16 protein-coding genes are annotated in these 21,257 nt (G+C 73.9%); 11 read left to right on the top strand and 5 right to left on the bottom strand.

Annotated elements, in window-relative coordinates; genetic code table 11:
- Nucleotides 1-76: 76 nt before the first annotated feature.
- Nucleotides 77-481, bottom strand: a complete 405-nt coding sequence (locus tag ACA514_RS21400; RefSeq protein WP_375042963.1) for a hypothetical protein — start codon at nt 479-481, stop codon at nt 77-79.
- Nucleotides 482-633: 152 nt separating this feature from the next.
- Nucleotides 634-1,371 (bottom strand): TetR/AcrR family transcriptional regulator, encoded by a 738-nt coding sequence (locus tag ACA514_RS21395; protein ID WP_375042962.1) that lies wholly within the window; start codon nt 1,369-1,371, stop codon nt 634-636.
- 186 nt (nt 1,372-1,557) lie between these two features.
- Between ACA514_RS21395 and ACA514_RS21390 the strand changes: the two genes are divergently transcribed.
- Together ACA514_RS21390 and speB are read left to right on the top strand one after the other, a co-directional pair.
- Nucleotides 1,558-2,478: an SDR family oxidoreductase gene (locus tag ACA514_RS21390; RefSeq protein ID WP_375042961.1), complete on the top strand. Its 921-nt coding sequence runs from the start codon at nt 1,558-1,560 to the stop codon at nt 2,476-2,478.
- Nucleotides 2,479-2,564: 86 nt separating this feature from the next.
- Nucleotides 2,565-3,590, top strand: coding sequence for an agmatinase (gene speB / locus ACA514_RS21385; RefSeq protein ID WP_375042960.1), 1,026 nt, complete (start codon nt 2,565-2,567; stop codon nt 3,588-3,590).
- 6 nt (nt 3,591-3,596) lie between these two features.
- Here speB and ACA514_RS21380 read toward each other — a convergent pair whose 3' ends face one another.
- Together ACA514_RS21380 and ACA514_RS21375 are read right to left on the bottom strand one after the other, a co-directional pair.
- Nucleotides 3,597-4,391, bottom strand: a complete 795-nt coding sequence (locus ACA514_RS21380) for an SAM-dependent methyltransferase (RefSeq protein WP_375042959.1) — start codon at nt 4,389-4,391, stop codon at nt 3,597-3,599.
- A gap of 109 nt (nt 4,392-4,500) precedes the next feature.
- Nucleotides 4,501-6,312 (bottom strand): tannase/feruloyl esterase family alpha/beta hydrolase, encoded by a 1,812-nt coding sequence (locus tag ACA514_RS21375; protein ID WP_375042958.1) that lies wholly within the window; start codon nt 6,310-6,312, stop codon nt 4,501-4,503.
- A gap of 314 nt (nt 6,313-6,626) precedes the next feature.
- On the opposite strand from ACA514_RS21375, the gene ACA514_RS21370 reads away from it, so the two are divergent.
- From ACA514_RS21370 to ACA514_RS21335, 8 genes are all read left to right on the top strand, one after another.
- On the top strand, nt 6,627-7,586 hold the full coding sequence (locus ACA514_RS21370; protein WP_375042957.1) for an ABC transporter substrate-binding protein: 960 nt from the start codon (nt 6,627-6,629) through the stop codon (nt 7,584-7,586).
- A complete protein-coding gene (locus tag ACA514_RS21365; protein ID WP_375042956.1) occupies nt 7,583-8,413 on the top strand; it encodes an ABC transporter permease in 831 nt (276 codons plus the stop codon). The genes ACA514_RS21370 and ACA514_RS21365 overlap by 4 nt, the downstream gene beginning before the upstream one ends.
- Entirely contained in the window at nt 8,410-9,198 is a 789-nt protein-coding gene (locus ACA514_RS21360; RefSeq protein ID WP_375042955.1) for an ABC transporter permease, read from the top strand. The genes ACA514_RS21365 and ACA514_RS21360 overlap by 4 nt, the downstream gene beginning before the upstream one ends.
- Nucleotides 9,195-10,028, top strand: coding sequence for an ABC transporter ATP-binding protein (locus ACA514_RS21355; RefSeq protein ID WP_375042954.1), 834 nt, complete (start codon nt 9,195-9,197; stop codon nt 10,026-10,028). The genes ACA514_RS21360 and ACA514_RS21355 overlap by 4 nt, the downstream gene beginning before the upstream one ends.
- A gap of 146 nt (nt 10,029-10,174) precedes the next feature.
- A complete protein-coding gene (locus ACA514_RS21350; RefSeq protein WP_375042953.1) occupies nt 10,175-10,831 on the top strand; it encodes a GntR family transcriptional regulator in 657 nt (218 codons plus the stop codon).
- Nucleotides 10,832-10,900: 69 nt separating this feature from the next.
- Nucleotides 10,901-12,961, top strand: a complete 2,061-nt coding sequence (locus tag ACA514_RS21345) for a SpoIIE family protein phosphatase (RefSeq protein WP_375042952.1) — start codon at nt 10,901-10,903, stop codon at nt 12,959-12,961.
- Nucleotides 12,962-13,144: 183 nt separating this feature from the next.
- Entirely contained in the window at nt 13,145-18,628 is a 5,484-nt protein-coding gene (locus tag ACA514_RS21340) for a carboxyl transferase domain-containing protein (RefSeq protein ID WP_375042951.1), read from the top strand.
- 106 nt (nt 18,629-18,734) lie between these two features.
- Nucleotides 18,735-19,139, top strand: a complete 405-nt coding sequence (locus tag ACA514_RS21335) for a hypothetical protein (RefSeq protein WP_375042950.1) — start codon at nt 18,735-18,737, stop codon at nt 19,137-19,139.
- A gap of 17 nt (nt 19,140-19,156) precedes the next feature.
- On the opposite strand, the gene ACA514_RS21330 is transcribed toward ACA514_RS21335, so the two are convergent.
- Nucleotides 19,157-20,119, bottom strand: coding sequence for a helix-turn-helix domain-containing protein (locus ACA514_RS21330; RefSeq protein WP_375042949.1), 963 nt, complete (start codon nt 20,117-20,119; stop codon nt 19,157-19,159).
- Nucleotides 20,120-20,225: 106 nt separating this feature from the next.
- Between ACA514_RS21330 and ACA514_RS21325 the strand changes: the two genes are divergently transcribed.
- Nucleotides 20,226-21,251, top strand: a complete 1,026-nt coding sequence (locus ACA514_RS21325) for a saccharopine dehydrogenase family protein (RefSeq protein WP_375042948.1) — start codon at nt 20,226-20,228, stop codon at nt 21,249-21,251.
- Nucleotides 21,252-21,257 lie beyond the last annotated feature (6 nt).

The following is a 21,257-nucleotide window of genomic DNA, read 5'->3' as shown; positions in this document are numbered from 1 at the left end:
ATGGTCGATCCTCTGAATTTCGGCGAGGCCGATGCCGGCCTTCCGCAATTTCCCGGAAGATCGGCGGTTCGCGCGGTCAGCACGGCCTGAGCGCCAGTTCGCTCGCCATCTGCGCCCAGGCGTCGAGCGCGTCGTAGGAAGTGTCGTAGCAGTGCGCGAGGTTGAACCCGGAAGCCGAGCGGACGGCGAGGTGCGCGCGGCCGTCCGGCGGGCCCTCCAGCACGACGGCCGCCCGGGTGCTGTTGACCCGCATGTCCGCCAGATGGCCGCCGGCGTCCTGGATGGCCAGCGTGACCACGTCCCAGAACACCCGCTCGGCGGCGCCGTGGTCGACGAAGCTGCCGAGCCGCAGGATGCCGTTCGCGCTCACGCACAGCAGGGCGGGCACCGCGGTGCTGGTGAGCATGTACCGCCAGGTCCGCCATGTGTATTCCAGGTGGACGGCGTGCTCGGTGAAGTCGTCCTCGTCAATGTCGGCCATCGCGCGCTCTTCTGGACGATGCTCTCGGCATGGCGGCCCCGCGTGCCGAAGGGCACCGGGGTTGATGTGGTACGGGACGGTACCACGGTGCGGAACGCCCGCCTACCGTGCCGGAGAAGGGAAATTCGGCGGCGCGGGCGCCGTTCGGAAGATCAGTTCCGCGGGTCCGCAATACCGTCGTCGTAACGCGGCGGGCGCGCGCCGCCGGGCATCGGCGCCGGGCCGTTCTCGGGCACCGGGCGGAACAGCGCGATGGTCGCCTCGACCGCGACCTCGGTGATGTCGCCGACGTCCGCGCCGTCCTCGACGAGGGTGGCGGTGAGCTCGCGGAGCCCGCCGATCAGCAGCAGCGCGAAGGGCCGGCCGACCGGGCGGGTGCCGGCCCGCAGCATCCCGGCGTTGCCCGTCACGTCCTGCAGCAGCCGGAACAGCGCGTCGACCGCCTCGCGCTGCATCCGCCGGGCGGTGCCGGCGCCGAGCGCCTGCAGTTCGCGGATCCAGCTCAGCGTGATCTCCGGCTCGGAGGCGACCATCTCGACGTACGCCTGGACGCCCTGGCGGATCTGCGTCTCCCACGGGGCCGCCGGGTCGATCGCCTCGGTGACGCGGCGGCGCAGGATCCGGTTGGTGACCTGGAGGAGCTCGACGAAGCAGGCGTCCTTGGTGGGGAACTCCGCGTAGAAGGTGCGCCGGGACGTGCGGGCGTGGCGGACGATGTCGGAGACGGTGGTCTCGCGGAAGCCGCGCTCCCGGATCGAGTCGGCCAGCCCCGCCAGCAGGCGTCCGCGGAAGGACGCGGGGCTCCCGGCGTGCGCGGCGTCGCCGGCGTGCGTGCCGTCGTCCCGGCCGGGCCGCCGCGCCCCGCCGAGGGACACTCCAGCGGATTCCACCGTTGGAAGCTATCCCATCGGGCCTCCCGGCGCCGGTGCGCCCGTCCATCCCGTCCGGCGGCGCCGGTCCCATTGACATCCGGGTGTTCCCGTCGCATGGTTTTGAAAGTTAATTCTAGAAACCAACTCTAGTTAAGCGTGCGCCGGAACGGGTGCCCGGCCCGTCCGCGGCGGGAGGGAGCGAGCATGTCCGCGATCGCCGACGGACGGGTGGTCATCGTGACCGGGGCGGCCCGGGGGATCGGCCGCGAGCACGCGCTGGAGTTCGCCCGGCACGGCGCCCGCGTGGTGGTCAACGACCTCGGCGCGCAGGTGGACGGCACCGGCTCGTCCGCCGGCCCGGCGGGCGAGGTCGTCGAGGAGATCCGTGCGATGGGCGGGGAGGCCGTCGCCGACGGCACCGACGCCTCCGACTTCGAGGGCGCCCGCCGGCTCGTCGCCTCGACCGTCGAGCGGTTCGGCGACCTGCACGTCCTGGTGAACAACGCGGGCATCCTCCGCGACCGGATGCTGGTCAACATGTCCGCCGAGGAATGGGACGCGGTCATCAACGTCCACCTGCGCGGCACGTTCGCGCCGCTGCGGCACGCCGCCGCGTACTGGCGGGAACGCCACAAGGCCGGGCACGAGGTCGACGCCCGCGTCATCAACACCAGCTCGTCGTCCGGCATCTACGGCAACGCCGGGCAGGGCAACTACGGCGCCGCCAAGGCCGGGATCGCCGCGCTGACCGTGATCGCGGCCCGCGAGCTGCGGCGCTACGGCGTCACGGTGAACGCGGTCGCGCCCGCCGCGCTGACCCGGATGACCGAGAACCTGGCGCCGGGGCGCGAGCGCCCGCGCGAGGGCTTCGACCCGGCGGACCCGTCCAACATCGCGCCGCTGGTGGTGTGGCTGGCGAGCCCGGGCGCGCGCGCGATCACCGGCCGGGTGTTCAACGTGCGGGGCGGGCGGATCAGCGTCGCGGAGGGCTGGCGCGCCGGCCCGGTGGTCGACAAGGGCGCCCGCTGGGACCCGCACGAGCTGGACGACGTCATCCCCGCCCTGGTGGCGAAGGCCCGCCCGAACGTCATGCCCGACGGCGTCACCCCCGAACCCGGAGCATGACCGGGCCGCCCCGCGCCCCCAGGTGACGGCACGCCCCGGACGGGGAAGAACACCCGGGCATCACCGTTGCGGCAGAGAGGACGCGGATGACCCGGGAAGAACGGTACGGACCGCAGTTCGGCCCCGACATCACCTTCCTCGGCGTGCCGCGCTGCACCTGGTCGGACCCCGCGACCTACACCGGCGCCGACGTGGTCGTCCTCGGCGCCCCGTTCGACGGCGGCACCTCGCACCGGCCCGGCACCCGGTTCGGGCCGCAGTACATCCGGCAGACCTGCTACCTGCCGCAGGACGGGTCGCGGCCGTCGCTGGCGCTGCGCGTGGACGGCCTCCGCGGCGACCTCACCGTCCTCGACGCCGGGGACGTCGAGATGTACTCCGGCGACGCCGCGCGCTCCGTCCGCGACCTGGAGGAGGCGGTGTACACCGTCACGAGGAACGGGGCGATCCCGCTGGTCCTCGGCGGCGACCACACCATCGCCTGGCCCGACGCCGCGGGGGTGGCGCGGCACCTCGGGCAGGGCCGCGTCTCGATGGTCCACTTCGACGCGCACGCCGACACCGGCGACGTCGCTTTCGGCTCGCTGGTCGGGCACGGGCAGCCGATGCGGCGGCTGATCGAGTCCGGGGCCGTCCGCGGCGACCGGTTCCTGCAGCTCGGCCTGCGCGGCTACTGGCCGGGCCCGGAGACGCTCGCCTGGATGGCCGCGCAGGGCATGCGCTCCTACGAGATGACCGAGATCGTCGCGCGCGGCCTCGACGCATGCCTCACCGAGGCGTTCGCGACCGCCACCGACGAATGCGACGGGGTGTTCCTGTCCGTCGACATCGACGTCTGCGACCCCGGCCACGCCCCCGGCACCGGCACCCCCGAGCCCGGCGGCCTCACCGCGCGCCAGCTCCTCGACGCGGTGCGCCGCGCCGCCTACGAGCTCCCGGTCGCCGGCGTCGACGTGGTCGAGGTGTCACCGCCCTACGACCACGCCGACATCACCTCGGCGCTGGCCAACCGCGTCGTCCTGGAGGCCCTGTCGGGCATCGCCCGGCGCCGCCGCGACGCCCGGGACGGCGCCGCCTGGGACCCCCGGCGCCCGCTGCTGGACGGCCGCTGACCCGGATCAGGGCTTGCGGGCGACGCCGCAGAGCGTGGACGTGACCGGTGTGTCGCCGAACGGATTCGGCTCGGGACGCCATTTCTCGCAGGCCGTCACGCCGGGCTCGACCAGCTCCAGTCCGTCGAAATAGGCGGTGATCTGCTCGGGCGGGCGGAGCCGGTAGGGGACCGCCCCGGTGTCGTCGTACTGCTGCTGCGCCTCGTTGTGCGCCTCGTCGGTGTCGGTGTCGTCATAAAGGGCGAGGAAGCTGCCCGAGGAGAGGCCGCCCGTCAGCGTCCGGATGATGTGCAGGACGTCGTCGTAGGAGTCGATATGGCCGAGCACGCCCATGAGCATCACCGCGATCGGCCGGTCGAAGTCGAGTTTCTCCCGTGCCATGCGCAGGACCTGCTCCGGGTCGCGCATGTCGGCCTCGATGTAGCTGGTCTCGCCCTCGGGACGGCTCGTGAGCAGGGCGTGCGCGTGCGACAGGACGAGCGGGTCGTTGTCGACGTAGACGATGTGCGAATCCGGTGCGACGCGCTGCGCCACCTCGTGCGTGTTGTCGACGGTCGGCAGCCCCGTCCCGACGTCGAGGAACTGCCGGATTCCCTGCTCGCCCGCCAGGTGGCGGACGGCGCGGGCGAGGAAGTTGCGGCCGGCCCGCGCGATGTCCGCGATTCCCGGGTAGACCTGCAGATACTGGTCGCCGGCCTCCCGGTCGACGGGATAGTTGTCCTTGCCTCCGAGCCAGTAGTTCCAGATGCGCGCGGAATGCGGTACGGACGTGTCGATGATGCTGCCCGCCTCTTCGGCCACGGCACACTCCCCAATTCGCGGTCGGCCTTTCCCCGTAAAACTAGCCGCGATGGGCGGGGCTCGCGCGCCCCATTCGCCGCCGTGCCGAATCGGTTTCGGCCGCCATCGGTCAGGCCCGGGTCGCCTTGCGGGTCAGCCAGGTCTGCGACGGCCGGCAGGCGAGGAGCGTGCCGTCCGCCCGGCACCAGGTCTGGTAGCCGCCCGAGTAGAGCCGCTCTCCCAGCCAGCGGTAGCCGGTGCGCGGCTCGTCCCGGGGCGTTGCGGCGGTGAAGTTCGCGGCGTCATCGGTGCTGCCCGTGCCGTCGTAGCGCGCGACCTGCGGATAGGGGTAGACGGGACGGGTGCGGGTCGCGGTGCCGTCCGCCACCTTGGACGCGACGATCCTTCCGGGGCGCCGGCCGCTCTCCGTCCACGCCATCACGGGCGTGAGCACGTCGAAGGTGTCGGGCCCCTCGCCGCCGCCGCAGTGCGCGACCCCGGGGAAGAGGTAGAGCCGGGCGAAGTCGTCGACGGCCTTGCGGCCCATGGTCTTCTGCATGGCGTCGTAGTAGGCGAGCGTGCCCTGGGGCGAGATGTGCTGGTCGCTCCATCCGTGCCACAGAAGCAGCTTCCCGCCGCCGCGCTGGAAGCGGCCGAGGTCGGGGTCCATCGCCGAGAGGTGGCCGGACGACTGCACGGTGTTCCAGAACGATTCGACGGTGAACTTGAGGTCGGACAGTTTCCAGTCGGGCCTGACCTGGTTGGTGTAGCCGAGATAGCGGGCGAAGGACTCCACGAAGTTCTGGCTGCCGACCGTCTGCCCCTGCCTGGACGGGATGAACAGCGTCCATTCGAGCTCGGAGCCCCACTCATGGGAGATCGCGGGCTCCAGCCGCGTGCCGTGCTCGTCCACCGCGCCGTCGTGCAGCCGCCGGACCACGCCGGCCTCGGCCTTGCTCAGGCACGTCGACGGATCCTGCCCGGACCCGCACAGCAGCGTGGCCGGGTCGAAGTCGCAGCGCCGCGGGTCGCCGATCAGGCCGTCCTTCAGGCCGTCGAGCCCGTCGCACGCCGACAGCACGGCCCGGTGCACGAGCGGCAGCCTGCCGGCGAGCAGGATGGAGTGCCCGTCGCCGTCGAGGTTGGTCAGGACGTTCCAGGCGTGGTGGAAGGTGTTCTGGACGACCATGTCGTTCGCGGGCGCGCCGGCGGCGATGCCGTCGAAGTCGCCGGGGTACCGCTGCGCCTCCATCAGCGCCTCGCGGCCGCCGTCGGAGCAGCCGTCGAAGTAGGAATAGGCCGGGGAGCGGCCGTAGAACCGCTCGATGAGCGCCTTGGCCGCCTGCGAGGTCACGTGCACGCCCCGGTAGGCGAAGTCGATCTGCGCCTGCGGGGCGTTCGCGGCCCACGACCCGTCCGGTGAGCCCTGGTGGCCCATGTCGGTCGTGGCGCTGGCGATGGTGCCGTCCGCGACCGGCGCGCAGGTCGCCGCCTGGGTGTAGTTGATGTTCGAGCTGCCGCACTCGCCGCCGCAGCCGGTCTGCAGGTAGCGCTGCGTCCAGCCGTGGACGGGCAGCCGCATCACGATGGTGTCCGCCGGGGCGATGGTGCCCCGGACGTCGCAGTACGGCGCCGGCGCCCCCGCGGTCGAGACCGCCGCGGACGTGATCGTGACGGGTGCGTCGGTGACGCCGTCCAGGCGGAGGCCCGCCAGGTCGGCGCAGTCCATCACCGGTTCGACGGCGGGCAGGTCGGCGAGCCCGTCCGCCGTGACGCGCTGGTGCCGGGGCTGCGCGGACGCGCCGCCGGTCCCGAGCGCCGACACCAGGGCCGCTACGAGCACTGCCGCGACGAGCGAGCCGACGATCGGCCGCAACCGCCCGCGCACCCGCCTCAGGACGCCCGTTCCGAACACCGTGCCCCGAGTGAAGAACCCATGCATGGAGTACCGCCTCCTCGGAAGGGCGGGCCCGCCGCCGGCGGGCGGCCGCCGCGGCCGGGTGAACCGCAGGGCGGATGCTACAAAAATGGTGACAATCAAACAAGCAATCTGGAGTACAAAGTCGGGATGTAAGTCCAGAGCCCACGCGTGCTGCCAGGGGGTGTGGCGCTGCCAGGCCACGGGCGACCGAAACTGGACACCGAGAAGCGCCGCCACTTTGGTTCCCAAATCGTTGACAATCTTGTCCGCCGGTCCTTAGCATCGCCGTCACGCCAGAGGGGTCCCCCACCCGACCGACGCCCAGGAGAAGCACTGTGAACAGAATCCGGGCGGCTCTGGCCGCCGCCTCCGTACTCCTCCTCGCGGCAGCGTGCGGCGGGGGCGGTGGTTCCTCCGGCGCCTCCGGCAAGGGCCCGGCGACGGTGAAGGTGAGCGTCATCCCGATCGTCGACGTGGCGCCCATCTACCTCGGGGCCCAGCAGGGCTTCTTCGCCGAGCAGAAGCTGAAGCTCCAGTTCGAGACGGCGCAGGGCGGCGCGGCGATCGTGCCGGCCGTCGTCAGCGGCCAGGTCGACTTCGGGTTCAGCAACTACACCTCGCTGGTCCTCGCCCGGTCCAAGGGCCTCCCGCTCAAGGTCGTCGCGCCCGGCAACGCCTCGACCGGCGCCGGCAAGAAGGACTTCGGCGGGGTGGTCGTCAAATCCGGCAGCCCGATCAGGACGGCCAAGGACCTCGTCGGCAAGCGCGTCGCCGTCAACACCCTGAACAACATCAACGACACGACCGTCCGCGCCTCGATCCGCAAGGCCGGCGGCGACCCCAAGAACGTGAAGTTCACCGAGTTGGCCTTCCCCGACATGCTCGCCGCGCTCGACAAGGGGAACGTGGACGCGGTCCAGGTCGTCGAGCCGTTCCTCACCACCGCGCTGAAGAACGGCGGGCGGCTCGTCGCGTCCAACTACGTCGACACCGCCCCGAACCTGAGCATCGCCGCCTACTTCACCTCGCAGAAGACCGCCGCGTCCAAGCCCGGCCTGGTCAAGCGGTTCGCGGCGGCGATGCGCAAGTCGCTGCAGTACGCCGACCAGAACCCCGACGCGGTGCGCAAGATCCTCGGCACCTACACCAAGATCGACACGTCGGTGGCGAGCGCGCTCACGCTGCCGAAGTTCCCGGCCCAGGTCGACCAGGCCGGACTCCAGACGCTGGAGAACCTCGCGGTGCAGGACGGGCTCGTCGAGAAGGCCCCGGACGTCAAGGACCTGCTGCCGTGACGGCGGCGGTGACGGCGGACGCCGTGGGGGACGGCTGGGGCGGACGCCGTCACCGCACCGTTCCCGGCTGGCTCCTCGGCCTCGCCGGCCTGGCCGCGCTGATGGCGCTGGTGGAGGCCGTGCCCCGCGCGGGGCTGGTGGAGAAGCGGTTCCTGCCGCCCTTCAGCGACATGGTCTCCGCGCTGGCCGACGAGGCCGGGACGGGCGCGTTCTGGCGCGCGCTGCTGGAGACGCTGCGCGGATGGGCGATCGGGCTGGCGGTCGCGACCGCCGCGGGCGTGGTGCTGGGCATCGCGATCGGCGGCCTCCCGCTGGTGCGGGCGGCGTTGTCGTCGACGATCGAGTTCCTGCGCCCGATCCCGTCGGTCGCGCTGATCCCGCTGGCCGTCCTGCTGTACGGCACCACGATGCGCTCGACCCTCCTGCTGGTCGTCTACGCCTCCTTCTGGCAGGTCCTCGTGCAGGTCCTCTACGGGGTGCGGGACGTGGACCCGGTGGCCCGCGAGACAGCCCGCTCGTACCGGTTCCGCGCGCTGACGCAGGTACGGACCGTCCTGTGGCCGACGGCGCTGCCGTACGTCATGACCGGTTTCCGGCTCGCCGCGGCGGTCGCGCTGATCCTGGAGATCACCGGCGAGCTCGTCATCGGGTCGCCGGGGCTCGGCAAGCAGATCGCGGTCGCGCAGGGCTCCAACGCGGTCGCCTCGATGTACGCCCTGGTCATCGTCGTCGGCCTGATCGGAGTGGTGGTCAACGTGATCGTGCGGGCGGTCGAGCGCCGGGTGCTGCGCTGGCATCCCTCCGTCCGCCGGGAGGTGGTCTCGTGACGGTCCTGGACGCGGTGCGCCGGGTCCTGCTGCTGCTCGGCGTGCCGGTCGTGCTGGTCGCCGCCTGGTGGGTGGCGACGGCGGACAGCACCGACTTCTTCTGGCCGCCGCTCGGCACGATCCTCGGCACGTTCGACGACACCTGGTTCCACGGCCGGATCACCGGCGACGTGCTGCCCAGCCTGGGCCGGCTGCTCGCGGGCTACCTGCTGGCCCTGGCGCTGGGCGTCGGCCTCGGCGTCGCGATCGGCTCGGTCCGGGTGCTGCGGGCCCTGCTCGAACCGGTCCTGGAGTTCTTCCGGGCGATCCCGTCGCCCGTGCTCGTGCCGATCCTGATGCTGTTCGCCGGCATCGGGAACGGGATGAAGATCCTCGTCATCGTCTCCGGCTGCGTCTGGCCCGTCCTGCTCAACACGGTCGAGGGCGTCCGCGCGCTGGACGAGGTGCTGCGGGACACGGCCCGCTGCTACCGGATGCGCCCGCGCTCGCGGCTCGTCCACCTGGTGCTGCGCGGCGCCAGCCCGCAGATCACCGCCGGCGCGCGGCAGGCGCTGTCCATCGGGATCATCCTCATGGTGATCAGCGAGATGTTCGCCGCGAGCAACGGCGTCGGCTTCACCATCATCCAGTTCCAGCGCGGCTTCTCGATCCCACAGATGTGGAGCGGGATCATCCTGCTCGGGCTGATCGGCATCGCCCTGTCGGCCGCCTTCCACATCGTGGAGGCGCGGGTGCTGCGCTGGTACACCGGCCTGCGCCGGGCACAGCGGGAGGGCTCGAGATGACCACTGCACCGACCGGCGGGGCGCGGCGCCCGGACACCTCCGCGGCCCTGCTGGACGTCCGCCGGCTGAAGAAGGTCTACCAGGGCCGGGGACGCGCCGTCGAAGCCGTCCGGGACCTGACGTTCACCGTCGGCGCGGGCGAGCTGGTCTGCATCGTCGGGCCGTCCGGCGCGGGCAAGACCACCCTGCTGCGCTGCGTCGCGGGCCTGCTCGGCTGCACCTCCGGGGAGGTGGTGCTCGAAGGGGAGAGGGTGACGGGCCCGCCCGCCGGCATGGCCGTCGTCTTCCAGGAGTACGGGCGCAGCCTGTTCCCCTGGATGACCGTGCGGCAGAACGTCGAGCGCCCGCTGAAGGAGAAGCGGACCGCCAAGGCCGAACGGCGGCGGCTCGTGGACGAGGCGCTGGAGGCCGTCGGCCTCGCCGAGGTCCACGACGCCCACCCCTGGCAGCTGTCGGGCGGCATGCAGCAGCGCGTCGCCATCGCCCGCGCGGTCGCCTACGAACCGCACATCCTGCTGATGGACGAGCCGTTCGCCGCGGTCGACGCGCAGACCCGCGCCGACCTGGAGGACCTCGTCCGCGCCCTGTGGAAGCGCCTCGGGGTGACCGTCCTGTTCGTCACCCATGACATCGACGAGTCGGTGTACCTCGGGCAGCGCGTCATCGTCCTGTCGAACTCCCCGACGGTCGTCCTGGAGGAGGTCGCCGTCGACCTGCCGGACGAGCGCGACCAGCTCACCACCCGGTCCGACCCGCGCTTCGCCGAGCTGCGGGCGCGCATCTACAAGCTCGTCCAGCAGGCCAAGGACGGCCACCGGCCGGCGGAGTGAGGCCCCGGCGCCGCCGTGCCCGCGGGCGCGGCGGCGCCGGGGAGGCGGGACGGGCGGCGGGCCCTAGAATCGGTCGCCGGATCCTTCGACGATCCACGCGGCGACGCGGCGGGCGCGCGCCCGGCGAAGGCCGCGAGTGAGGAAGCATGTCAGCGCACGAGCAGACCACGGATGCCCCCGGGGGCGGACGCCCGGACGTCGCCGGCGCGATCCGCGAGGCCATCGTCCGGGGCGACTTCGCCCCCAACCAGCGGCTGGTCGAGGCGGACCTGTCGGACATGTTCGGCGTCGGCCGCAGCAGCGTGCGCGCCGCGCTGTTCGAGCTGACCAACGAGGGCCTGGTCGAGCGCGTGCAGAACCGCGGCGCCCGGGTCCGCGCCGTGACCGTGGCGGAGGCGATCGAGATCTCCGAGATCCGCATGGTGGTCGAGGGGCTGTGCGCGGCCAAGGCCGCCGAGCGCGTCACCGACGCGGAGATCGCCGAGCTGCGCGGCCTCGGCGCGGCCATGCGCGGCGCGGTCGCGCAGGGCCACGTCCTGGAGTACTCCGAGCTGAACAAGGCGCTGCACCTGCGCATCGTCGAGATCAGCGGCCAGCGCACCGCCGCCGGGGTGCTGGGCCGGCTGCGCGCCCAGAACGTCCGGCACCAGTTCCAGCTGGCGCTGGTCCCCGGCCGCCCCGGCGTGTCCGTGGCCGAGCACCTGGCCATCATCGACGAGATCTGCGCCCGCGCCCCGGCCGCGGCGGAACGCGCGGCCCGCCGCCACCTCCTCAGCGTGATCGACGCCCTCAAGAGCATCTGACCGGCCGCGATGTATGTTGAGGTGAGGGGGAGCCGATAGCGGTCCGGACGGCGACTTGGGGGAGGCGCCTTGGGCGGTGACCGGGCGCGCGGGGACGGCGGCCTGGCGCTGGAGGTGTTCGACCGGGCGCCGGTCGCGGTCGCCCTGATCGCCGGGCCGGACCACCGCCTCGCCTACACCAACGACGCCTTCCGCGAGATGTTCGGGGAGCGGCCGGTCGGGCAGCGGGTCCGCGAGGCGTTCCGCGACCTCGTGCAGCGCGGCTACTTCGGCCTCCTCGAACGCGTCCTGGAGACGGGGGAGCCGGTCACCCTCGAGGAGGCCCCGGTGAGCCTGTTCTTCCCCGACCGGGGGTACGAGGAGCGCTTCTTCTCCTTCAGCCTGTCCCGGGCGCCCGGGGAGGGGCCCGCGGTGCTGTCGGTGGCGGTGGACGTCACCGACCACGTCGCCGCGGTCCGGCGGGCCGGCGCCACCGCCGACGAGCAGCGCCGCGTCCTGCGCAGGTTCCAGAGCCTCATCCGGGTGAGCGCCGAGATCGTGTGGGTGACGAACACGGCGGGCGAGCCCGTCGAACCGAGCCCGGGCTGGGAGCGGGTCACCGGCCAGACCTGGGAGGGGTTCCGGGGGATGGGCTGGACGCGGGCCCTGCACCCCGATGACCGCGAGGCGGCCGTGCGGTCGTGGAAGCGGGCGATCTCGCAGGCCCGACCCTGGCGGTACGTCTACCGGCTGCGGACGGTCGGCGGCGACTACCGGCACTTCGAGGTCAACGCGGCGCCGGTGTACGAGGCCGGCGACGTGGTCGAATGGGTCGGGACCTGCGCCGACATCGAGCAGCGGTGGCGGCGGGACCGCCGCCGGCGGCTGCTCGACCGCACCGCCGCCGCGACCGCCGAGCACACCGGGCCGCGCGAGATGCTCGGCGCGGTGGCGGACGTGATCGTGCCGGCGCTCGCCGACGGCTGCGGCGTGCACCTGCTGCCGGACTACGTCGACCGGCCCGACGGCGCCCCGCTGCTCACCGAGCGCGTCGCCACGGCCGCGCGGGAGGGGATGCCCCGGCAGCCGCCGTTCGGCCAGGAGTGGTACCCCGCCGACAGCGGGTTCACCCGGACCGTGCAGCGCGGCCGCCCGCTGCACCACACGTTCGCGCCGGGGCGGCCGCCCGCCGACATGCTGCCGGAGGGCACCACCGCCTGGCTGGCCGCGTCCAACGCCAACAGCGTGGTGGTGATGCCGGTGGCCGTGGACGGGACGGTGGCGGCCGTGGTGACCGCCGCCGTCTGCGGGGACCGCCAGCCGCTCGGGCAGGACGACGTCGACCTGATGCGGCAGATGTTCGACCACGCCCACGACGCGCTGAGCAGCGCGATCGAGTACCAGCGCACCCAGCGGGTGGCGCTGGCCCTGCAGCACGGCCTGCTCGCCGAGCCGCCCGTGGTCCCCGGCCTGGAGATCGTCGCGCGGTACCGGGCCAGTCCGGCGACCGCCGAGGTGGGCGGCGACTGGTACGACTCGTTCGTCCTGCCGGACGGCGCGGTCGTGCTGGCGATCGGCGACGCGACCGGGCACGATCTGGCCGCCGCCGTGGCGATGAGCCAGCTCCGCAACATCCTGCGCGCCCTGATCGTCGACCGCCCGGAGCCGCCGGGGCGGATCCTGCGGCGGCTGAACATCGCGATGGAGACGCTGATCCCCGACGGCTCGGCGACCTGCGCGCTGGCCCGCGTCCAGGAGTCCGGGCCGGGGGAGCTGCGGCTCGACTACGCGGCGGCGGGGCACCCGCCGCCGCTGCTGGTCGGCCCGGACGGCCGCTCCCGCCTGCTGGAGGAAGCCTCCAATCCCCTCCTCGGCCTGGGCCTGCTCTACGACGGGCCCTACGACAGCGCGGCCCTGAACCTCATGCCCGGCTGCACGCTCCTGCTGTACACCGACGGCCTGGTCGAGCGGCCCGGCGAGAACCTGAGCGCGGGCCTGGACCGGCTCTGCCACGAGGCCGGGCTGCTCGCCCGCAGGCCGCTGCCGGCCTTCTGCGACGGTCTGCTCACCCATCTCCCGACCGCCGGCATCGACGACCTCGCGCTGATCGCCCTCCGCGTCCCGGACGCCGAGGTCGCCGCCGGTTCGTAGCCCGTCCCGGGCGGCCGGGCGGCGGTCGCCGGCCGGTGGGGCTTTGCACGATTCCCACAACTCCGGCGGCGCAGCGTGCGATGTCAGCGACATGGAGCTACCCGCGGGTAACCGGAAGGGTGGGCACAGCCGAGAGCCATCGTTTCCCGGCGCACATCGTGGTCTACAGGAGGGCTCGGTCGGGTGTTCAGTCGTGTCGCCATCGTCAATCGTGGTGAGGCCGCCATGCGGCTCATCCACGCCGTACGGGACATCGCCGCCGAGACCGGGACGCGGATCGAGACCGTCGCCCTGTACACCGACGTGGACCGCACGGCCACCTTCGTCCGCGAGGCGGACCTGTCCTACGACCTCGGCCCCGCGTCCGCGCGCCCGTACCTGGACCTGAAGGCGCTGGAGCGCGCCCTCGTGGAGACCGGGGCCGACGCCGCCTGGGTCGGGTGGGGCTTCGTCGCGGAGGACCCGGCGTTCGCGGAGCTGTGCGAGACGATCGGCGTCGCCTTCGTCGGGCCGAGCGCGGACGCGATGCGCCGGCTCGGCGACAAGATCGGCGCGAAGCTGATCGCCGAGGAGGTCGGCGTGCCGGTCGCGCCGTGGAGCCGCGGCGCGGTCGAGACCCTGGAGGCCGCCCGGGCCGCGGCGGCCGGGATCGGCTACCCGCTGATGCTGAAGGCGACCGCGGGCGGCGGCGGGCGCGGCATCCGCGTCATCACCGGCGAGGCCGAGCTCGACGACGCCTACGAGCGCACCAGCCAGGAGGCCGCGCGCGCGTTCGGCAGCGGCGTGGTGTTCCTGGAGCGCCTGGTCACCGGCGCCCGGCACGTCGAGGTCCAGGTGATCGCCGACGGCGAGACCGCGTGGGCGCTCGGCGTGCGCGACTGCTCGGTGCAGCGCCGCAACCAGAAGATCATCGAGGAGTCGGCGTCGCCGGTGCTGCCGCCCGCGCGGGTCGCCGAGCTCAAGGCGTCCGCCGAGCGGCTGGCGGTCGCCGTCGGCTACCGCGGCGCGGCGACCGTGGAGTTCCTCTACCACCCCGGCGACGACCTCCTGGCGTTCCTGGAGGTCAACACCCGGCTCCAGGTCGAGCACCCGATCACCGAGTCCACCACCGGGTTCGACCTGGTCAGGGCGCAGCTGCACGTGGCGTCCGGCGGACGGCTGGAGGGCGCGCCGCCGGCCGAGCGCGGGCACGCCATCGAGGCCCGGCTGAACGCCGAGGACCCCGACCGCGACTTCGCCCCGTCCCCGGGCCGCATCGCCCGGCTGGACCTGCCCGCGGGGCCCGGCGTCCGGGTCGACACCGGCGTCGGCGCGGGCGACACCATCCCCGCCGACTTCGACTCGATGATCGCCAAGATCATCGCCTACGGCCGCGACCGCGCCGAGGCGCTCGGCCGGCTGCGCCGCGCGATGGCCGAGACCACCGTGATCATCGAGGGCGGCGCCACCAACAAGAGCTTCGTGCTCGACCTGCTCGACCGGCCCGAGGTGATCGACGGCAGCGCCGACACCGGCTGGATCGACCGCGTCCGCGCCGAGGGCGGGCTCGTCTCGCACCGGCACTCCGCCGTCGCGCTGGCGGCCGCCGCCATCGAGGCCTACGAGGCGGAGGAGGCCGCCGGGCGGCGGCAGCTGCTGTCGACGGCGTCCGGCGGGCGCCCGCAGGTCCGGCACGAGAGCGGCCGGCCGCTGGAGCTCAAGCTGCGCGGCGCCGGCTACCGGGTGCGCGTCGCGCGGGTCGGCGCGCAGCGGTTCCGCGCCGGCATCGAGGCGGGCGACGGCGAGGTCCGCACCGCCGTCGTCGAGCTGGACCGCTTCGACCGGCACACCGGGCAGATCGTGGTCAACGGCGCCCGGTACCGCCTGGTCACCGGCACGCACGGGCCGGTCCACCTGGTCGAGGTGGACGGCGTGACGCACCGCGTCAGCCGCGACGAGGGCGGCGTCGTCCGCTCGCCCGCGCCCGCGCTGGTCGTCGCGACGCCGCTGGAGGTCGGCGCCGAGGTCGAGGCCGGCGCGCCGGTGCTCGTGCTGGAGAGCATGAAGATGGAGACGGTGCTGCGCGCGCCGTTCAAGGCGCGGCTGAAGGAGTGCCTCGTCTCCGTCGGCGGCCAGGTGGAGACCGGCGCGCCGCTGCTGCGGCTGGAGCCCCTCGCCGACGCCGACGAGGCCGAGGACGCCGCCGCCGGCACCGTCGAACTGGACCTGCCCGCCGCGCCCGCGGCGGTCCCGGCGGCGGAGCGCGCCGCCCGCGCCCGGGAGGACCTGCGCTGCCGGCTGCTGGGCTTCGACGCCGACCCGCACGACGAGCGCCGGGCCCTGGACGACTACCTCGCCGCGCGCCGCGCCGCCGCCGCGGACGGCCGCAGCCCGCTGGCCGCGGAGCTCGCGCTGGTCGAGGCGTTCGCCGACCTCGCCGCGCTGAGCCGCGACGCCCCGGCCGCCGGCGACGGCGCCGACGGCGGCCACGTGCACAGCGCCCGCGAGTACTTCCACACCTACCTGCAGAGCCTCGACGTCGAGCGGGCCGGGCTGCCGGAGGCGTTCCAGGCCAAGCTCGCCAACGCGCTCGGGCACTACGGGATCACCGACCTGGAGCGCACGCCCGAGCTCGAGGCCGCGGTGTTCCGGATCTTCCTCGCCCAGCAGCGCGCGTCCGCCGACGCCGCGGTCGTGCTGGCGCTGCTGCGCGCGTGGCTGCAGGAGCCGCCGCCGGACGAGTCGCTGCGCGAGCCCGTCGGCCTCGCCCTGGAACGGCTGGTCGCCGCGGCGCAGGTGCGCTTCCCCGTCGTCTACGACCTCGCGTGCGGCGTGGTGTTCGCCTGGTTCGCCCAGCCGCTGCTGCGCCGCAACCGCGCCCGCGTCTACGCCGGCGTCCGCCGGCACCTGCGCCACCTCGACGCGCACCCCGACGCCCCCGACCGCGCCGAGCGCATCGCCGAGATGGTGCGCAGCACCGAGCCGCTGGTGCGGCTGCTCGGGCAGCGGCTCGTCCGCCACGACCAGGACAACTCGGTCATGCTGGAGGTGCTGACCCGGCGGTACTACGGCAACAAGGGCCTCACCGGCGTCCGCACCGTGGTCGTGCCCCGCCGGGACGGCGACACCGCGGGCTGCCGGTTCGTGGTCGCCGAGCGCGCCGGGTCGTCCCTGGTGTCCGCCGCCGTGCGGTTCGAGTCGCTGGGCGACGCCCTCGACGGGCTCGCCGAGCTGGCGGGCGGCGAGGACGCCCTCGACGCCGACATCTACCTCGCCTGGGAGAACCAGCCCGAGGACTTCGACGCGATGGCGGCCGCGCTGCAGGAGGTCATCGCCGAGCATCCGCTGCCGCGGCAGGTCCGCCGGCTCACCGCCACCGTCGCGGGCAGCGCCGGCGACGTGATGCACCACCACTTCACGTTCCGCCCGTCCACCACCGGCATGGCGGAGGAGCGGCTGATCCGCGGGCTGCACCCGCACATCGCGCAGCGGATGCAGCTGGAGCGGCTGGGCAGGTTCGACCTCACCCGGCTGCCGTCGGCGGACGAGGAGGTCTACCTCTTCCAGTGCGTGGCGCGGGAGAACCCGTCCGACGACCGCCTCGTCGCGTTCGCGCAGGTGCGGGACCTGACCGAGCTGCGCGACAACGAGGGCCGGCTCGCCACCCTGCCGATGGCCGAGTACTCCATCGCCACCTGCCTCGACTCGATCCGCCGCGCGCAGTCGCGGCGGCCGTCCAAGAACCGCTTCAACACCAACCGGATCGTGCTGTACGTCTGGCCGCCGATCGACCTCACCCGCGCGGAGCTGGAGACGATCGTCGGGCGCGTGCTGCCGACGACCGCGGGCGCCGGGCTGGAGGAGATCCTGCTCATCGGGCGGCAGCGCGACCGGAGCACCGGCGAGCTGACCAAGATCGCGGTGCGGCTGTCCTTCGACGCCGCCGGCGGTGCCGAGCTGACCATCGGGGAGCCGTCGGACGAGCCGATCGAACCGGTCGACGGCTACCGGCAGAAGGTGCTGCGCGCGAGCGCCCGCAACACGGTCTACCCGTACGAGCTGACCGGGATGCTCGGCGACTTCGTCGAGCACGACCTAGACGACGACAACGCCCTGGTGCCCGTCGACCGGCCGAAGGGGCGCAACACCGCGGCGATGGTCGCGGGCGTCGTCACGACCCGGACCGACCGGCACCCGGAGGGCGTCACCCGGGTCGTGCTGCTCGGCGACCCGACCAAGGCGCTCGGCGCGCTGTCGGAGCCGGAGTGCCGCCGCGTGATCGCCGCGCTCGACCTCGCCGAGCGGATGCGGGTGCCGCTGGAGTGGTACGCGCTGTCCGCCGGCGCCCGGATCTCCATGGAGTCCGGCACCGAGAACATGGACTGGGTGGCCGCGGCCCTCAAGCGGATCGTCGAGTTCACCCAGGACGGCGGCGAGATCAACATCGTGGTCGCGGGGATCAACGTCGGCGCCCAGCCGTACTGGAACGCCGAGGCGACGATGCTGATGCACACCAAGGGCGTCCTGGTGATGACGCCGGACTCGGCGATGGTGCTGACCGGCAAGCAGGCGCTCGACTTCTCCGGCGGCGTGTCGGCCGAGGACAACTTCGGCATCGGCGGCTACGACCGGGTCATGGGCCCGAACGGGCAGGCGCAGTACTGGGCGCCGAACCTGACCGCCGCCCGGGACATCCTGATGGCGCACTACGACCACACCTACGTCGCGCCCGGCGAGCAGGCGCCGCGCCGGGCCGTCACGACCGACCCCGTCGACCGGGACGTCTCCGACTTCCCGCACGTCGTGGAGGGCAGCGACTTCGCCACCGTCGGCGAGATCTTCTCCGCCGAGGCCAACCCGGACCGCAAGAAGCCGTTCGACATCCGGACCGTGATGCGGGCGCTGTCCGACCAGGACCACCCGGTGCTGGAGCGCTGGGCGGGCATGGCCGACGCGGACACCGCGGTGGTCCAGGACGTCCACCTGGGCGGCACGCCGGTGTGCCTGCTCGGCATCGAGTCGCGGGCGGTGCCGCGGCGCGGCTTCCCGCCCACCGACGGCCCGGACGCCTACACCGCGGGCACGCTGTTCCCCCGTTCGTCGAAGAAGGCGGCGCGGGCGATCAACGCGGCCAGCGGCAACCGGCCGCTGGTGGTGCTGGCGAACCTGTCGGGCTTCGACGGCTCGCCGGAGTCGATGCGCAAGCTCCAGCTGGAGTACGGCGCCGAGATCGGCCGCGCGGTCGTGAACTTCCGCGGCCCCATCGTGTTCTGCGTGATCTCGCGGTACCACGGCGGCGCGTTCGTGGTGTTCTCCAAGGCGCTGAACCCGAACATGACCGTGTTCGCGCTGGAGGGCTCGTTCGCCTCGGTGCTCGGCGGCGCCCCCGCCGCCGCGGCGGTGTTCAGCCGGGACGTCGACGCCCGCACCGCCGCCGACCCGCGCGTCCGGGACCTGGAGGCCCGCGTCGCGGCGGCCACCGGCCCGGTCCGCGCCGCCACGCTGACCGCGGAACTGGACGAGCTCCGCTCCTCGGTCCGCGCGGAGAAGCTCGGCGAGGTGGCCGCGGAGTTCGACCGGGTGCACGACATCCGGCGCGCCGTCGAGGTCGGCTCGGTCGACGCCGTCATCCGCGCGGCGGAGCTGCGCCCGCGGATCATCGAGGCCATCGGGGCCCGTCCGGTGTGAGCCCGGCCCCCCTTCGCCGCGCCGGACGCATGTGCCCTGGTCAGCCGGGTACCAGCGGGTTGTGCCGCCGGCCTGACGGCGGCGCGCCGAGGGGGGGGAGCGGAAGATGAACGACGGACCCGGCAGGGCGGACGCCGAGACGGACGTCAGGCGGCGCGTCCGGCGCGTCGGCACCGGCGCGAGCGGTGCCCGCGGGAACCTCGGGGCGGACGCCGCCCCGGGCGCCGGCGACGCGGAGACCGACGTCGAGCGGCGCGTCCGGCACATGGGGACGGGCGGCGACGACCACGTCGGAGGCGTCCCGCCGGACGCGGGCCCCGCCATCGAGGACGCCCGGGCGGACGTCCGGCGGCGCGTCGGGCACGTCGGCACGGGCGCGAGCGGGGCCGGCGGGGACCTCCTGGGGCACGCGGTGCCCGGCACCGACGGCGCCAGGAAGGACGTCGAGCGGCGCGTCCGGCACATGGGCACGGGCGCCAGTGACGCCCGCGGAGACGCGACGAGGGCCTGAACCCGGCCGTCCGGTGATCAGGACGCGGGACCGGGGCGTCCGGCCGCGCGCGAGCGGAAGGTGCGGCGGTAGGTGTCCGGAGGGACGCCGACCGTGCGGTTGAAGTGCCGGCGCAGCGTCGTGGCGGTGCCCATGCCGGTGGCCGCCGCGATGGCGTCGACGCCGTCGTCGGTGGTCTCCAGCAGCTGCTGGGCGTGGCGGATCCGCTGGGCCAGCAGCCATTGCAGCGGGGTCGTACCGGTCACCGCCCGGAAGTGGCGGCCGAGGTTGCGCGGGCTCATCCGCGCCCGGCGGGCCAGGTCCGCCACGGTCAGCGGGCGGTCCAGCCGTTCGATCGCCCAGGGGAGCAGGCCCGCGAGCGGGTGGTCGCCCGGGGCCGGGACCGGGGCGGTGACGAACTGGGCCTGGCCGCCGTCCCGGTGCGGCGGCACGACCAGGCGGCGGGCGACCGTGTTCGCGACCGCGGAGCCGCGGTCGAGGCGGACGAGGTGCAGGCACAGGTCCATGGCGGCGGCCTTGCCGGCGGAGGTGAGCACGCTGCCGTTGTCCACGTAGAGGACGTCGGGGTCGACCTCCACCCCGGGATGGCGCTCGGCCAGGGCTTGGGTGTGCGCCCAGTGGGTGGTGGCGCGCCGCCCGTCCAGCAGGCCCGCGGCGGCCAGCACGAACGCGCCCGTGCAGAGGGAGGCCACGCGCGCGCCCGCCTCGTGGGCCGCGCGCACCGCGTCGACCAGGCGGCCCGGCGGATCCACGTCGACGTCCCAGCCGGGGACGATCACGGTGTCGGCGGACGGCAGCCGGTCGAGGCCGTGATCGGGCTCCAGCCGGAACCGGCCGGCCCGCACGGCGCCCTCACCGCAGACGACGAGGTCGTACCAGGGGCCGGGGACGCTGGGCGGTTTCGAGCCGAAGACCTCGTACGCCATGGACAGCTCGAAGTGCAGCATTCCCTCGGCGACGGCCAGCGCGACGGTGGTCATGGCCGGAATTGTATGGGTAATGGCGTTACGGACACTCACGCCCGGAAGCCCGCGCTCGCCAGGATGTCCACGACGGATCGAAGCAGAGCACGAGGTGGAGAAACCCATGGACAAGGTCGCGGTGTTCGGCGCGTACGGGCACACCGGACGTTTCGTGGTGGACGAGCTGCGGGCGCGCGGGTACGTCCCGGTCCCGTCCGGCCGCGACGCGGGCAAGCTGGACGCCCTGGCATCCGGTGCGGGGCTGGAGGCCCGCCCGGCCTCGGTCGACGACCCGGCCTCGCTCGACCGCGCGCTGGCCGGTACCGCGGCCGTGATCAACTGCGCCGGGCCCTTCGCCGTGACGGCGGCGCCCGTCATCGAGGCGGCCCTGCGCGCCGGGATCCCGTACGTGGACGTGGCCGCCGAGATCGAGGCCAACGCCGACACGCTCGCGCACTTCGCGGACCGCGCCGGCGGAACGGCGGTCGTCCCCGCCATGGCCTTCTTCGGGGGCCTCGGCGACCTGCTGGCCACCGCCGCGCTGGGCGACCGGACGGAGGCCGACGAGGTGCACGTCGCCTACGGGCTGAGCAGCTGGCACCCCACCCGCGGGACGCGCGCCGCGGGCGCCGTCTCCCACCGCCGCCGGGACGGCCGGCGCGTCCGCTACGCCGGCGGGCGCCTGGAGTACCGCGACGACGCGGCGCCGACCCTGGAGTGGCCCTTCCCCGACCCGATGGGCCCCCGGACCGTCATCGGGGAGTTCGCCATGGCCGACGTCGTCACCGTCCCCAGCCACCTGTCCGTCCCCGAGGTGCGCACCTACATGACGGTCGAGGCGGCCAGGGACCTGGCGGACCCGGACACCCCGGCCCCGGCCCCGGCCGACGAGCGCGGACGGTCCGCGCAGACCTTCCTCGTCGACGTCGTCGTCCGTTCCGGCGGCACCGAACGGCGCGCGGTGGCGACCGGCCACGACATCTACGCCGTCACCGCGCCGCTCGCCGTTGAGGCGGTCCACCGCCTCCTCACCGGCCGGACCAGGACGGCGGGCGCCGCGTCCGCCGGCAAGATCTTCGACGCCCCCGACTTCCTCCGCGCCCTCTCCCCCCACATCACCGTCGACCTGCCCGCTCCGGGCGCTTGGTGAAGGGGA

Origin of the sequence: Actinomadura sp. NTSP31 (assembly GCF_041951385.1) — a bacterium.
Classification (GTDB): Bacteria; Actinomycetota; Actinomycetes; order Streptosporangiales; family Streptosporangiaceae; genus Spirillospora; species Spirillospora napierensis.
This window is presented reverse-complemented; position numbering and strand designations above follow the sequence as displayed.

Coding starts and splice junctions, on each gene's coding strand:
- ACA514_RS21355 (WP_375042954.1), top strand. CDS start 9,195: ATGACCACTGCACCGACCGGCGGGGCGCGGCGCCCGGACACCTCCGCG.
- ACA514_RS21325 (WP_375042948.1), top strand. CDS start 20,226: ATGGACAAGGTCGCGGTGTTCGGCGCGTACGGGCACACCGGACGTTTC.
- speB (WP_375042960.1), top strand. CDS start 2,565: ATGACCCGGGAAGAACGGTACGGACCGCAGTTCGGCCCCGACATCACC.
- ACA514_RS21375 (WP_375042958.1), bottom strand. CDS start 6,312: ATGCATGGGTTCTTCACTCGGGGCACGGTGTTCGGAACGGGCGTCCTG.
- ACA514_RS21350 (WP_375042953.1), top strand. CDS start 10,175: ATGTCAGCGCACGAGCAGACCACGGATGCCCCCGGGGGCGGACGCCCG.
- ACA514_RS21335 (WP_375042950.1), top strand. CDS start 18,735: ATGAACGACGGACCCGGCAGGGCGGACGCCGAGACGGACGTCAGGCGG.
- ACA514_RS21400 (WP_375042963.1), bottom strand. CDS start 481: ATGGCCGACATTGACGAGGACGACTTCACCGAGCACGCCGTCCACCTG.
- ACA514_RS21390 (WP_375042961.1), top strand. CDS start 1,558: ATGTCCGCGATCGCCGACGGACGGGTGGTCATCGTGACCGGGGCGGCC.
- ACA514_RS21330 (WP_375042949.1), bottom strand. CDS start 20,119: ATGACCACCGTCGCGCTGGCCGTCGCCGAGGGAATGCTGCACTTCGAG.